11 protein-coding genes are annotated in these 14,450 nt (G+C 53.3%); 4 read left to right on the top strand and 7 right to left on the bottom strand.

Annotation, left to right across the window (positions count from 1 at the left end; translation table 11 throughout):
• Positions 1 to 130: 130 nt before the first annotated feature.
• The 4 genes from FD30_RS04450 to FD30_RS04435 all read right to left on the bottom strand — a co-directional run bounded on the left by FD30_RS04450 (position 131) and on the right by FD30_RS04435 (position 6,167).
• The gene (locus FD30_RS04450; RefSeq protein ID WP_056944061.1) at positions 131 to 1,120 is read right to left on the bottom strand and encodes a choloylglycine hydrolase family protein; all 990 of its coding nucleotides are present in this window, start codon (positions 1,118 to 1,120) and stop codon (positions 131 to 133) included.
• Positions 1,121 to 1,291: 171 nt separating this feature from the next.
• On the bottom strand, positions 1,292 to 4,459 hold the full coding sequence (locus FD30_RS04445; protein WP_056944060.1) for an AAA family ATPase: 3,168 nt from the start codon (positions 4,457 to 4,459) through the stop codon (positions 1,292 to 1,294).
• Entirely contained in the window at positions 4,456 to 5,589 is a 1,134-nt protein-coding gene (locus FD30_RS04440) for an exonuclease SbcCD subunit D (RefSeq protein ID WP_056944059.1), read from the bottom strand. Before FD30_RS04440 ends, FD30_RS04445 begins: the two co-directional genes overlap by 4 nt.
• Positions 5,586 to 6,167: a DNA-3-methyladenine glycosylase I gene (locus tag FD30_RS04435; protein ID WP_056944058.1), complete on the bottom strand. Its 582-nt coding sequence runs from the start codon at positions 6,165 to 6,167 to the stop codon at positions 5,586 to 5,588. Before FD30_RS04435 ends, FD30_RS04440 begins: the two co-directional genes overlap by 4 nt.
• 223 nt (positions 6,168 to 6,390) lie before the next feature.
• Here FD30_RS04435 and FD30_RS04430 point away from each other — a divergent pair, with 223 nt between their 5' ends.
• Together FD30_RS04430 and FD30_RS04425 are read left to right on the top strand one after the other, a co-directional pair.
• Positions 6,391 to 7,332, top strand: a complete 942-nt coding sequence (locus tag FD30_RS04430; RefSeq protein WP_056944057.1) for a matrixin family metalloprotease — start codon at positions 6,391 to 6,393, stop codon at positions 7,330 to 7,332.
• A 144-nt stretch (positions 7,333 to 7,476) separates the two neighbouring features.
• Positions 7,477 to 8,427 (top strand): GH25 family lysozyme, encoded by a 951-nt coding sequence (locus FD30_RS04425; protein WP_056944056.1) that lies wholly within the window; start codon positions 7,477 to 7,479, stop codon positions 8,425 to 8,427.
• Positions 8,428 to 8,478: 51 nt separating this feature from the next.
• Here the strand turns inward: FD30_RS04425 and FD30_RS04420 are convergent, their stop codons facing one another.
• Positions 8,479 to 9,609, bottom strand: a complete 1,131-nt coding sequence (locus tag FD30_RS04420; protein WP_056944055.1) for a family 8 glycosyl hydrolase — start codon at positions 9,607 to 9,609, stop codon at positions 8,479 to 8,481.
• A gap of 11 nt (positions 9,610 to 9,620) precedes the next feature.
• Positions 9,621 to 10,280, bottom strand: a complete 660-nt coding sequence (locus tag FD30_RS04415; RefSeq protein ID WP_146999992.1) for a hypothetical protein — start codon at positions 10,278 to 10,280, stop codon at positions 9,621 to 9,623.
• Positions 10,281 to 10,568: 288 nt separating this feature from the next.
• Between FD30_RS04415 and hisJ the strand changes: the two genes are divergently transcribed.
• Together hisJ and FD30_RS04405 are read left to right on the top strand one after the other, a co-directional pair.
• Positions 10,569 to 11,426, top strand: a complete 858-nt coding sequence (hisJ, locus tag FD30_RS04410; RefSeq protein ID WP_056944053.1) for a histidinol-phosphatase HisJ — start codon at positions 10,569 to 10,571, stop codon at positions 11,424 to 11,426.
• Positions 11,427 to 11,636: 210 nt separating this feature from the next.
• Positions 11,637 to 12,983 (top strand): NCS2 family permease, encoded by a 1,347-nt coding sequence (locus FD30_RS04405; protein WP_024746563.1) that lies wholly within the window; start codon positions 11,637 to 11,639, stop codon positions 12,981 to 12,983.
• A gap of 67 nt (positions 12,984 to 13,050) precedes the next feature.
• Here FD30_RS04405 and FD30_RS04400 read toward each other — a convergent pair whose 3' ends face one another.
• Positions 13,051 to 14,340: a hypothetical protein gene (locus FD30_RS04400; RefSeq protein ID WP_056944052.1), complete on the bottom strand. Its 1,290-nt coding sequence runs from the start codon at positions 14,338 to 14,340 to the stop codon at positions 13,051 to 13,053.
• Positions 14,341 to 14,450 lie beyond the last annotated feature (110 nt).

The following is a 14,450-nucleotide window of genomic DNA, read 5'->3' as shown; positions in this document are numbered from 1 at the left end:
CCTCTATGGGCTTTTTTGTCTACAAGTGTTCGGTTATATTTTACAATCTCCCAAACCGTTAATTAGACAAATTAAGAGCGGACCCTGATCGACTGATCAGGGTCCGCTCTTTCTTCTTATTCTGCGATGGTTAGTTCAAGTTTTGAATATGCACACTGGGCTGTAACGCGTAGCTGACTGGCGTGTGTTGTTCTTCCAACATTTCTGTCGTCAACACCACCCGCTGCAGTTCAAAGTTATCGTAAGGTTCCATGTAGTAAGCCCGTTCTTCCAAGCTCATGTACCCCCGATACTGGGTGTAGTCGTCGCTCCCGTCCGCTTTGAGCTTAACGCCCTTAGGAATCGTAACCGAATCTAACAAGTGTTGTAAGAGATTCAAGGTACTTGGCACGTCAGCCGCGGGTTGGCTAAAGTGCTTGGCAAAGACCGTCCGGATAAACCGGGATGGGGACGTATAATCGCCCGGTAATCCTAGCGCACCGGTTCCCGGTCCCTGCGTCTTCAGCTGATATCCCATATAATCGTGCAGGGGCTGTTCCGTGGCCGTCAGGGTTCCGTAGGTACTTAGGTTCTGAAGGTGCCAGCCTAGATCTGGAGAATTGGTCATGACCCCCACGGGATCCTCGATCAACTTCAAGTCCTGACTGGTAGCTTCTAAGACCGCCGTCTCTCCGGTCGGGTCACTGATGATGTAGTGCAATGGCGTGATCAGCTTCAAGAGCGACACGGGTAGGTTCACCAATTGGATGTGGGTCACCAATTCCCGTAGGTCAGCAACACTTGCCGCATTTCCTAACGCCCAAGCCACAAAATCATGAGGCGCGATGGCCTGCTTGCCCGCCGGAACCTGACTAGGGTCAACGTATTGCGCATTCTCTGGGAAGTACAGGGCAGCAACGCCTAAGCCCTTTTCGTTCACACCATCGACGAACATCTCATGACCGATCTTTCGACCAGCACCGACAAAGCCGTAGGTCGTGGTGAACTCACCGGCATCCCCCGCGACCCGCCAATTCCGGGGCATAAACATGGGCTGGCCATGTAATTCAAAAGCAAAATCCATGGTCCGGGCAAGAAAGTGGTCTCCCCGACTGTTTTGATACGTTAAACTCGTGCACATTAGACACCATCTCATTTCTCTTTTTCTGATTACTGCCTATTCTAAACTACTTGATGGTGTTATGCACGTAAAATGATTGATTATATAACCGGTTTATTACTAAACTCATCAACAGATTAAAATACCCATAAATCGTTTACGGCGCGAACCACGACCCGCGTTGACCATTGGTTACAAGTCACTTTCAGTCTGGTAGCGCACGTGACTCTCCCCATTCCCATTCGAGATGACTTGTAACTGATTAGGGACCTGGGCTCTAAGTTCGCTCACGTGACTGATGATGCCAATCATCCGGTGCTGACCTTCAACCGACTCCAGGGACTCCAGCGCCGTCATCAAGGCATCCTCATCCAATGACCCGAACCCTTCATCAATAAACAGAGCCTCCACGTCGACACTTCCAGTGGTTTGCTGAATCACTTCACCCAACGCTAGGGCTAACGCCAGTGCGGCAATAAAGCTCTCGCCTCCAGATAAGGTGTGCACGCTCCGTTGCTCCCCGACGTGGTCGTCGTACACGTCGATTTCCAGGCCAGACCGCTTCTTGGAAGCCGCCGGAGAATCGTCGATGACGAACTGGTACCGGCCGTTAGTCAACTGCTGGAGCCGTTGGTTGCCGACCACCAGGATCTGCCGGAGATAGGTCTGTAACACGTACCGTTCTAGGCCTAACTTGGTGTTCGGACCATCCCCGTTGATGACCCCTGCCAGCTCTTCTAACGCCTGGGTCTGTTTGATGGCCGTCTGTTGCGCGGCCAACTGCTGAGTTAACTGGGTGACGATGCGATCATTGTGGGTCCAGGATTCCTGTAACGCGTAGCGCCGATCCTGAGCTTGACCGACCTGCTGATGAGCGGCCTTCAAAGCGGCTTGCGTCTGATCCCGGTCTGGGGCCGTCTGATTCCCAATCCGGGATACCAGCGTCTCTTGGGTGGCCTTCAAGCGTTCCTGGTGACTTTGATAAGTCTGCCAGGTCTGCCGCTTGGCGGCTAGCTGAGCGACCGCCGCTACCTGGGCTTCTAGTTGCTCTCGATCAGCCGCCAAAGTCAGCTGGTGTTCAGTTAGGGCCGCATCCAATACTGTACGGGCCGTCTGGAGCGTGTGTTGACTCTGCGTGGCTTCCGTCTGAGCCGTCTTGAGTTCAGTTTGGGCTACGGTCAACCGTTCTTGGGTCTGCGTCACCGCCTGTTCCGCCGCCTGACAACGGCCTTGAGCATCCGCAACCTGTTGCGCCAGTGCCTGTTCCCGAGCGGTAAACGCCATAAAGGTTTCCGCCCGATCTGGTAGCTGGTCCTGTTGCGTCGCCAGTTGCGCGGCTAACCGCTCGACCGCCGTTTGGGCATCGTGGACGGCCGCCTGAGCCGTCTCAACCCGTTGCTTCAACTGCGTCGCCGCTGCGGTCAATTCCTCTAAGGTTGCTTTGGCCGTCTTCACTGCCGCTAGCTGCCGGGCATTCTCCTGCAAAGCCGTTTGGTTCTCCCGGGTAGCCGTTGCCAACTGCTCTTGGATACCCGCAAGGTCGTCAGCGGGGACCAGCAAGTCGCTAGTCTGAATCGTGGCCCGCAACTCAGTGACCTGTTGGTGTAAGTCTTGGGTGTCTGCAGTTTGACGTGTTTGCCCCTGCGTGAATTGGGTGGCGAGTGTCGTGGCCTGCTGCTGTTTCTGAGTAGCGGCGTCCTGGGCGGCTTTGACCCGCTTGGTCGACACGTCGGCGTCCGCAACGGTCGTGGCCGCTGGCTGCGGGTGATCCGTGGCCCCACAAACGGGACACGGACTCCCCGGTGTCAGTTGAGCGCTCAACTCAGCAATCTGGTGCCGTAATCGTACTTGGTACAACTCATCGGCGGTCTGTTGGGCCTCCTGGGCGGCTTGCTGGGCGGTCGCGACCTGCGTCTTTAACGCTGCTAGCTGGTGCTCTTGCCGGGCTACACTTTCTGCCTGCCGTTGCAGTCGTTGGGCTTGGTCGGTCCAAGTCGCCAGCGTATTGGCGGTTTGCTGCAATGTCTGACGTTGCGTAACCAAGTGATCTTGAGGCGCGATAATCTGTTGCTGTTGCGCTTGTTGGTCAGTATTTTGCTGAACGTTATGGGTCACCGTTGTCCAAGCCTGTTGAGCGGCCGTGGCCTTTTTCCGAGCCACTGCCAGGTCCGTTTGCGTCTGCTCAATCTGCTGATACAATGGCCGAATCCGCGCATTTTGGGCTTGCTCTTCCTGCCACTTTGCCAGTTTAGCCTTCAGAGACGCCAAACCGTCAAGACTGTTCTGCGCCTGATCGGCGGCGGTGCGAGTCGTTGCCAAATCTCGTTGTTGCTGATCAACGGCCGCCTGTCGTTGCGTCACGAGCTGCTGGGCTTGCTGCCAATCACGCCACTTCGGCAGCAATTGCTGAGTCCACTCCAATTCCTGAATCTCAGCTGCTAACTGGGCCATCGCTGGTGCCTGAGTTTGGAGTTGGGCCTGCTCTTCTCGGGTCAGCTTAAGCTGGGCCTGGTCTTGGACCAGCTGTTCCTCACGCGTATCCTGCCGGGTCAGCGCTTGCTCGTGTTGCTGGGCTTGCTGGTAGGTCGCCGTGGCTTGGTCTTCTGCCGTTTTGGTCGCTGCTTGCTGTCGGGCCATCAACGTTAACAAGTCTTGAGTTTTCCGGTTCGCCAACAGGTCTTGGGCCGCTGCTTGATTGGCCGGATCCCAAGTCAGGTCGCGTTGGAGTTGCGTCAGCGCTGCCAAGGCTGTCTTGTTCTGTTGTCGGTTACGCTTGACCTGCTCCGTAAGTTGGTCGGCCCACCGTGCAAAGATCTCCGTGTTGAAAAGTTGCTCTAACACGGTTGCTTTCTCGTCACTGGGTGCCACCAAGAAGCGACGGAACTGTCCTTGAGGCAACAAGACGATTTGAGCAAACTGTTGACCATTCATCTGCAAGAGTGTCTGTAAAAATTCCTGAACCTGCTTGGCCTTGGTCAGCTGACGAATCTCCTGGTCGTCTTGGTAAACCGTCAGTGTCACACTAGCCGCTACGTCGGTAACTCCGGTTCCCCGCTTCTTTTGTAGGGTCTGCGCAGGTTCCCGAACAATCTCGTAACGTCGGTCCCGTTGCGTAAAGACAAACGTGACCCGGGTAGTGTCCGCGAAGGTCGCAAAGTCGGACCGCATGGCCTGCGGTCGCCGATCGGCCCCGGACGTCTGATCGAACAACGCATAACACATCCCATCAAAGATGGTGGTCTTACCGCTCCCTGTCTTCCCGCTAATTAAGAACAAGGGGGTTCCGGAGAACTGGGTAAAGTCGATCACCGTATCCCGATACGGGCCAAAGAATTCTAGATGTAAACTTTTCGGTGTCATTTGGCATCCTCCTTAGTCGCTCGTTGCAAGGCCTGCTTAGCCCAGTGCAGTTGCTGATCATCCAATGGATGCTGGGTGGTCTGTTCAAAAAAGTCCTTGAGTAGCGCCAGCGGATCATTTTGCACCTGCCGGGTATCCAGTTGCGCTAAGGTCACCGTCAGGGGATTCACACGTGTCAGCTCAATGACCTTAGGAAAGCGCGTCTTTAAGCGCTGCATCACGTTAGGAATCGGCGTGGTATCGGTCAGTTCCACCGCGATGAAGTCATCCGGGCCCACACCAAAGTCGTGGTCCGAAGCCATCAAATGCTCGAAACTATCCCGCAACACCACCAGATCATGCAACGGGGTCAAAGGCTTGAACGTCACGGTGACCGGCGTGGTATCGGTATCAACGATCCATACGCCCTTGGTATCTGCCGCTTCACTGGTCGAAAACTTCAGTGGCGACCCACTGTACTTAATCGTGGGTTCGTGCTGCAGAGCTTCCTTGCGGTGTAAATGGCCTAACGCGACGTAATCAAACGCCCGCAACAGGTCGACCGGAACGGCGTTTAACCCACCGACTTGGACCTGTGTCTCGGAATCTGTATGCGTACTCCCGGCGGCAAAGAAGTGGGCGACCAACACGTGCTTCTTATCCGGAGCAAACTTGGTTTCCATCACCTGAACCAGGCGCGCCATCCCCTGGGCCACGGTCCGAATCTCCGGGTCGTCAAACAGTTGCCGGACCGCAAAGGGCTCGAAGTACGGCAGTAAGAAGAATTGGGTATCTCCCAACGTTACGGGTTCGAGGCCCTCGCCCACCTGAGTGCGCAAGTAAAAGCGGGTGCTGTCGAACCATTGGCGCCCATATCCCAGCCGAACGCCGGAATCATGGTTACCACTGATGGCCAAAAGCGGTAATTTCGTCTGGCGGTTCAGGTCAACCAACATCTCATCCAGGGTAGCGACGGCGTCTTCGCTGGGCAGTGCCCGGTCATACAGGTCCCCCGCAATCACCACCGCATCCACCTGCTCCGCCAAGGCGATGGCTTTGATCTGCCGATAAGCGTCGCGTTGTTCGGTCAACAAGTCGTACCCGTGCAGTTTCTTGCCGATATGCCAATCGGCGGTATGTAGAAATTTCATTTAGAACCCTCCTCATGTTGATTCTCCGGCGCCCAGTCACAGGTCACCAGGTGGTCGTTGACCAAGCCCGCCGCCTGTAAGAGTGAGTAGACGATGGTCGGCCCCACGAATTTGAACCCACGCCGCTTCATCTCCCGGGAAATGTGCTGCGCCAGATCCGTGGTCGCCGGCACCTGATCACTAGCGGTCCAACGGTGGCGAATCGGCTGGTTCCCCACGAACGCCCACAACCAAGTGCTGAAGTCGCTGCCGGCGGGCCAATCCATCAGGACTTGGGCGTTATGAATGGCGGCACTTAGCTTCAGCCGGTTGCGAACGATTGCGGGATCCTGTAACAAGCGTTCCAGGTCTGCCGCAGTCATGGCCGCAACTTTCGCGATGGCGAATCCCTGAAACGCACGGCGAAACGCGGGCCGTTTGTTCAAGACTGTTTGCCAGCTCAGCCCCGCCTGAAACGTTTCCAAGCAGAGCAACTCAAAGAGCGCCTGGTTGTCATGTTGGGGACGCCCCCACTCTTGATCGTGGTAATCTTGCATATTTTTTGGCGCCGATTGCGCCCAAGTACACCGTGTTGTCATGGTCCACACCTTTCTTATTTTGACTACCCTAACTATACCAGATTCGTCCGTCAAGGCGAACAGATATTCCCCTTACATATTTTTATGAAACCGGAAACATCGTTGACTAATCGGGGTAAATCATGAGATATTTTCTTCGAGGGTTTTGCTTGACCCTGTTTTTAGAAAAGCATATGCTGTTGTAAACTAAACTTGTTCTGGGGAACTAAGGAGGTTCTTGAAGATGAATACGACACATCACATCAAACGTCGGTCGATTCTAACAGCGCTTGCGGCAACCCTGTTAATCGCCCCCGTGGTCACGACGGGGACTGTGACCACCGCTCAAGCGGCAAGTATCAAACCTTCGACTAGCGTTTTAAAAAAATCCAACGGTTACTATAAGAAACATGCTAAATCACTGAGCAAAAAGTACCGCTTAGCCTTAAGCGCCCAAACGGCCCTCAAGAAGAACGGTAAAGCCATGGTCTGGGTCAAGACTAAGGATCCCAAGCTGAAGCAAAGCGTCAAACTAGCCATGGACTACTGGAACCACAAGCTGGGGAAGAAAGAGTTCACCGCGGGGTCTAAGAAACACCACACCCTGACCTTCTCCGTTTCTAATACGAAACCTTCGAAGCGCGATAACAGTGACGCGTGGTGGACGCCCGCGACCAAGAAGGTCCAGGTTCGCCAGTACTTCTACGACGCAGCGCTACAAGACATCGCCCTACAGATGAGCAACTCACTGGAGTCGGCCTTTGATAAGCAATACGGGGCCGCCATCATGGCCCAGGCGCAAAAGAATCTGGCCGCTCAAGGCATCACCTCAACGGATCCCGAATACAATAATAAGCTAGAACAGGAAGAAGCTTCCGTAGCCCATTCCCTAAAGGCGTTCCAACCCGTCTCCCAAAAGCTCACCGCGGTCTCTAAGTCCGTGGCTGCTCAAGGACGGATGTACGAGTACGCAGGGACCATCGCCCATGAATTTGGTCACGTGATGGGGCTGAACCACTCCCCTAAGCATTCTGACTTGATGTACTACGAGAGTGGCACCAGCCGGGTCAACAGCTACACGCAGGTCACGTCGGCCAATGGTTTGAAGAAATACAATCCCGTCACCAGCACCGACAAGGCCCGGGCTCAACTGGCCTTGAAGATTTACGTTGCCCAACATAAATAACTTCCGTAAGACCGCTGCCGTTTATCGACGAAGCGGTCTTTTTTTGACCCTGCAATCGAAATGTAATCAATTGTTATTTTGTGGTAACCTCTAGGCGAACGTGCCCGTGTATAATCGGGGCAAAGACTGAGGAGGACGTTTTCTATGCACAAATTATTACATCGTTTTGGTTTGGGTCTTGCAGCAACCGCTGCTGCCTTAGCAGTCGGCGTCAGCTTAAACACGACCACGGCCCAAGCCGCTGGTAAAAAAGTGGCCGATATTTCCCAATACCAGGGTAAGATCAACTGGAGCAAGGCATCCAAAGACTTAAAATATGCCATCATTCGGGTCCAACATGGTAGCAAGGGTGACAAGGGTTACATGGTTGATAGTGCCCGGAATACTAACGCTAACGGGGCTTACAAGCACGGGGTTCCGTTCGGTCAATACATGTTCGCTCAATTCACCAGTGTTAAGGACGCGAAGCAAGAAGCCAAAGACTTCTACAAGCGGAGTAACGCGCACACCAAGTTCTTCGTGTTAGACGAAGAACAACGGATGAGCTCCGCTAAGAGTTCCGAACAGACTTACGTCAACGCTTGGCTGAAGACCATGCGGTCATTGACGGACAAGCCATTGATTCTTTACTCTGGCGAATACTACGCCAACTCCCACAAGCTGGACTTTTCTAAGTTCGATGGGTCTTGGATCGCCAAATACAGCTCCGTGAAGCCTAAGGTTGCCGGAACTTCCGTAGACTTATGGCAATACACCAGTAAGGGCCGTGTTTCCGGGATTTCCGGTAACGTGGACTTGAACAAGATTTTAGATAAGTCAACGGTCAACGGTTGGTTCAAGTCAGCCGCTGCCCACGCCGCATCTAAGGCGAGCTACTACCAAAGCGTATCCGGGGTTACCGGTGTGAAGACCACTAAGCCAATCTACCAGTATTCTTCGGTCAACTTCACCAAGAGCGCTCGGGGTAGCAAAGTAACCAAGGGGTCTCAATTAGCGGTGAAGGCTATCACCAAGAACAGCAAGAACGCTTACCGGTTCCAATTAACCAACGGTAAGTACATCACGGCTAACCAATCCTTCGTGACGACCTACTAAGCCGTCATCTACGTAAAAAGCGATGTCCCAGCGGGCATCGCTTTTTTTGCGCTATGCAAACGCGGTAATCATCTGCAGAGTGGCTGAATAGTAGTCATGCTTCTGAATTTTGGCCGGTAACTGCTTCGCAAATTTGCGTTGCAGAGTCGACCGCTTTAGCACCCGCGCAGCCGTCACAACTGGTGCCGTAAAGGCCGCGTTTTGATAGGTGTAAACCGCCCGACCGCCTAGCGTGTAAACCGCGGTCACCTTGGAACGACGCTGGAAGAAGTTGAGCTGCTTGGTCAAGGCGCGCTTGGTGGTCGCGTCGTGCGTTAGCCGGTAGGTCTGAGCTAAGCGCCACGGAACCCGACAAGCGTTATACCCCACTTGGTTATCGGTCGCCGACTCAATGGTGTTGGGCCGAACGCTCCGCCGGGTCAGGTGTTTGCCCGTCACGTAAGTGAAATCTGGGAAGAGACCCGTCTTGTGTTGCGCGCTGAGCTTTTTGACCATCTTTTGACTCTGGTTAGCGGTCCGGGTCCACTTGGCTTTCTGGCTGACCTTGGCAAACGCTCGGAAATAACCGGTCATTAAATCCGCCGTCCGGAGCTTTCGCTGGTCGTTAGCGGTGGTGGCCCAATTTCCCATCATGGGCAGATGCGTGGTCGGGTTGATTTCGGAACGCTGGATGGCCACCAGTAACTGACGGGCGGCCTGCCGGTAATTGATTTTCCGACTCCCCCACTGCTTATCCGCCAGAATCAAGGCGTAGGCGATGTCTAGGTCCCCATCCGTCGCGCTATTCCGTTCGGAGCCCACACTGGTCAACTTACCCTGTCGTTTGATTTGTTGCCACTGCATTAAAGGATTGGCCTTGGAGACCCGGTGGGCACGGTAATACCGGTAGAGTTGGTTAAACGTGGTGTGGGTCTTGACGCCCCGTTTAGCCGCGAGCACGCTCGCCAGCATCCCGTAGCCTTGGCCTTCAGAATAAACCCGACTGGCACCGTGCCCGTCGTTGGTTTGGACGTACTTCTGCTGGCCGCCCCGAACATAGGCCTTTTTCCACTGACGATACCAGGTGACTGCTTGCGAACTCTTGGCTTGCGCCGGAATCGCCGCCTGACCCCACAATCCGAGACAGACGCCACCAGCCACTAATAAACCGCCTAACCATACCCGTAATCGTAACTTCTGCATACCCTCAACTCCTAACTTAACCAAGAATCTAGTTCAAACTTACGCATCGTAATCCGGTGCTGAGCCAACGCCGTAAACTGCTGAATCGGGGTGTCCTTCGACTGAGCCGCCGACCACTGCGTAACCAAGTCAGTGGGCAAGAGCCATTGGAGTGCCTGTAAACGGTCGAAAATAGCCAATAAATCCTGATGGGCGGGCGTTAACCGCCGTTGCCGGATTTCAGTTTCCAGTTGTGTGACGACCCGTTGCTTGATTGCCTCTCGCGGCACGTAAATGGTATGCGGCAAGAGGTTGTTCTGAAACACCACTGGCTCAACCTGCTGTGTCGCAGCCAACTGTGGTCCCACCGTATCGTAAATGGCATTCGCCAAGTTCCAGCTGACCAGCAACTTAAAGACATCTGCGGTCGCCGAACTCGCTGCGACTGCAGTCCGCAACCGCGTTACCAGCTCCTGTAGACTAGCCGGCAACGTAGCCTGCAAACGATCGAAATCTGGAATAGTCACGTGCTGAGGGGTCAGCGTTATTAAGTGTTGATCCCGCAGATCCAAGAACGTTGCCAAGACCAGATAAGCCTGCGTGGTAAACCGCGTACGTAACACCGGCCGGGTGGTAATCTTTTCCGTCAATATCAAGTAGTCTTGTGTAATTGGTAATTCCAGTCTCATCATCCCCCTAAAGATTAATCCGCTTACTTTTATTATAGTCACTTTATCGTTTTTTGTTGAAGAGTTCGTTTTAAAGTGCCCGTACCAAGCAACCTAACTGAGTCCCGGGGAATAACCATGCCACCCCGTATAACAATTGTTATATCAACCTTTACGCGTTCGGCACAATTGTTTTGCATAATATTTACACGTAGAGCGTATCATCAGCGGTACGTGACGCCCCGGATTGTCAGTCATTTTTGCCACCTCAGGGCGTCACTGAAAATCCATTCGTAGGAGAGTCTCAACTTCATGCTAAGTATCGCAGCCTTACGCAGTATCCATCGCCAGACCTGGAGTGGCCATAACCATACCGAATTTTGTCCCCATGGCTCAGGGGAAGACGTTGAACTTTATATTCGCCGAGCGATTGCCTGTGGGTTTAAGACCTATTCCGTGACGGAACACTTTCCCTTACCTCGCACTAATGATCAATCGATACAGGGACACCCCCACTCGATTGCTACCCCCACGATGCTCACTGACGAACTTCCCCAATATTTTGCCAAGTTAAACTACCTAAAAGCCAAGTATCACCATCAGATTCGAATCCTCGTGGGGTTTGAGATCGACTACATTGCTGCGTATTCCGATTGGCTGGCTGAACAACTCGCCATCTATCACCGCCAAATCGATGACGCCATCCTGTCCGTCCATTTTCTCCCCACTCCCACGGGACTATGTGCCCTTGATGACTCGGCCCTAGCCTTTCAGCGGGGCGTCTTGCAAGCATACGGCTCTCCGTTAAACGTAACGAAGGCCTACTTAGCCACCGTTCAACAAGCCGTAAACTGGCAAGTGCCCTATAAACCGCATCGATACGGGCATTTCCTATCATATTGCCAATGGTCCCCCAGTCTTCCTGACAGAACAATTTGGGAAGATTCAGCCACTCATCAAAAACTCACAACTATCCTTAACGCGATTCAAGCCAACGGTGAGTTGATAAATTGTCAGTTACCTCAATCCGTACCAGCAAGTGTTCCGTTTAACTGGATTCAAACCGCACGCCAAGCTCACATCCCCTTAGTTTTTGACGCCAATGCTCACTGCGTAAATGATGTGGCTGCCGGATATGCCAATTATCTACAAGCCCTAGATTATTTTTAAATCATCTCCTCAAAAGACTCTTTTCGCCATATAAAAGGTTTGTCTACAATTTATTGCTTTAAGCAATAAAAGTTCGTATTTGATTAGTTCATTTGTCTATTAAATTTATTATATCCGGAGATTATAATTAGAATCCGAACTTAGCCATTGAACAGGGCTTGAATATATGGCATAATTTAAGCTATCTTACAGAGGGAAAGGAACTTAAATTTGAAAACTAGTAACGCGACTGCCAGCACCCGATTTCTGGAACGAACTTTCCATTTGTCCGAACAACGGACGACCGTTCGTCAAGAACTCCTAGCTGGGCTCACGACTTTTATCTCAATGGCCTACATCTTGTTCGTTAACCCTAGCGTTCTGGGGGCCGCTGGGATGGACAAAGGTGCCGTCTTTACGGTCACCGCTTTGACTGCCATTCTTGGATGTCTCTTAATGGCCTTCTTAGCCAACTACCCTATCGCCGTAGCACCTGGCTTGGGCGATAACGCCTTCTTTACATATTCAGTGGTTTTGGGAATGGGGATTCCTTGGGAAAAGGCGATGGCGGGGGTCTTCGTTGCCTCCATCCTATTCACCATCTTGTCATTCTTAAAGGTCCGTGAAATCGTGATTGACGCAATTCCGAGTGACCTGAAGATGGCCATTGCGTCCGGAATCGGGATCTTCATTGCCTTTGTCGGACTTCAAGGCGGTGGCCTAGTGGTTGCCAACAAATCAACCTTAGTTGCGATGGGCTCCCTGACCGTGCCCACAACCTGGCTGACGATCTTTGGCGTCTTCGTCATTGCCGTGCTCATGGCAATGCGGATTCCGGGTTCCATTTTCATCGGTCTGGTCGCTTCCACGATTGTGGGACTTCTGACCGGGTTGATCAAAGCACCGACCCACTTCATGTCCCTCGCCCCAAGCATGGATCCCACCATGGGGGTCAGCATCAAGAACCTCCCCGCCATGGCTGATCCTCAGATGTGGGCCGTCGTGGTCATCTTCCTGTTAGTCGCCTTCTTCGATACGGCCGGGACGCTCATTGGCTTAGCGCAACAGGCCGGCATCATGAAGAACAATAAGATGCCCCGTATCGGTCGGGCCCTCATGGCCGACTCCCTGTCCATGCTCGCTGGTTCAGTGATGGGGACCACGCCTACCGCCGCTTACGTTGAATCCTCTGCCGGTATCGCCGTGGGTGGCCGGACTGGTCTGACGGCCTTGACGACGGGAGTACTCTTCATCTTCAGTTTGCTGTTCTCGCCATTACTGACGGTGGTCACCACCCAAGTTACGGCACCCGCGCTGATTATCGTGGGGGTTCTCATGGCGTCATCCATGCGCCACATTCACTGGGATAAATTCGAAATCGCGGTGCCCGCCTTTCTGACAATCGTGGGCATGCCCCTGACCTACAACATCTCCTACGGTATTGCCTTTGGGTTCCTAACCTACCCAATTCTGATGACCGCTGCTGGTCGGCGCAAAGACGTCAACTTGATCATGTGGATCATGCTCGCCGTCTTTATTGGCTTGATGTACATCCTGAACGTGATTCCTAAGTCCTAAAACATTAAAGACAACGCTGAAAACTCGAAAACTCCCGTCAAATTTAGATTGACGGGAGTTTTTGTACCTAATCACGATGTACCAATACCAATGCGCTAAATCCTAAACCAAACAACATCAAGCAACCGCTCAAAGCAATCAACGGCGCAGGACGCTCACCGGTTTGTGGTAAGGTCGCGGTCGAATGGTCACTGGTCGATTGAATCCCTAGGACCTGGGCCATCCCGCCCGAAGTACCTTGCGATGCGGTACCACCATGAGCCAAGCCGCTGGTCACCGGTTGGTTGCCAACACTCTCTGAACCGGGAATAGGCGTTGATTGACCCGTAGTTGATGATGTCGCTGATCCGCTCAGTACTTGAGAACCTGGCTTCTGTGACTCAGGTTTTTGCGGTCCAAACGTTGGTACCGGGGTCAACAGGGGATTCTCTGCTTGAAAATCATTGGCAGGTGTCGGCTGGGTTGAACCACCACCGCCCCCCGCATCACCGGGTAATTCCGGAGTCGTTGTCCCCGGCTGCGGCGAACTCGGTACTTCTGGCGTTTCAGGCGCCGGCGTATTTACCGGTTCCTCATCGTTCATCGTCGGCGTACCGTCCGTATTGGGGTGTTCGGGCGTCGGCGTTACCGGTTCGGTTGGACTGGGTTGTTCCGACTCCGGCGACTCGGGCTCAGTCGTACTTGGCTGTTCCGGTTCGCTATCTTCCGGTGTCTCCGGTTCAGTCGTCTCCGGCTGTTCTGGCTCACTGTCTTCCGGTGCTTCCGGTTCAGTCGTACTTGGCTGCTCTGGTTCGCTATCTTCTGGTACTTCCGGAGCCACAGCCTCCGAATCGTCCGGATTCTCCGGCGTTGGGTCGATCGGTGCTTCCAAAGTACTCTCTTTGTCTGGCTCACGGCCGGTAACGTCCAAGCGAATGTAGCCCTTACGATTATAAGTGGTGGACGCAAAGGTCGCGTTCAGGGTTACCGTCCCCGTTCGCGCCCCCTTCGCCATGAAGAACGTGCCAATCGTACGGTGGTCAAATAATGAAGTGTTGGCCATCGAGAAACTAGTATCTTCCGGCATTGCGACGTTTTCCGGTAAGTAAACGGTCATGGTATCCCCGGGACTAATCTTAAGGAACGACGCGACCCGCCAGTTATAGCTAACCGTATAGGACAGCGATTCCGGCAACGGTGTCGTATGACTGATCACGTTCCCCTGCGCGTCCTTAATCACGGCACTGTTTGCATCCAGACCAGTTGCGGGGATCTCTTTAGCCCAGCCCACCACCGGCGGACTCAGCAGGAATACACTCATCCCAATAACTAGCATCAAGACCAACTTCTTGATACCTTGAACCTTGACTCTTTCCATTCATGATTCCTCCCAACACCCAAAACTTACCACGTCTATACACCCTTGATTTCTTCTAAGAGCCACTTAATTAAATCAACAACCTTTGCCAATTGACCGCTCAGTCGCCA

This window comes from Levilactobacillus namurensis DSM 19117, from assembly GCF_001434785.1.
Taxonomy (GTDB): Bacteria; Bacillota; Bacilli; order Lactobacillales; family Lactobacillaceae; genus Levilactobacillus; species Levilactobacillus namurensis.
The sequence above is the reverse complement of the archived record's forward strand: the minus strand, read 5'-3'. Positions and strand labels throughout refer to the sequence as shown.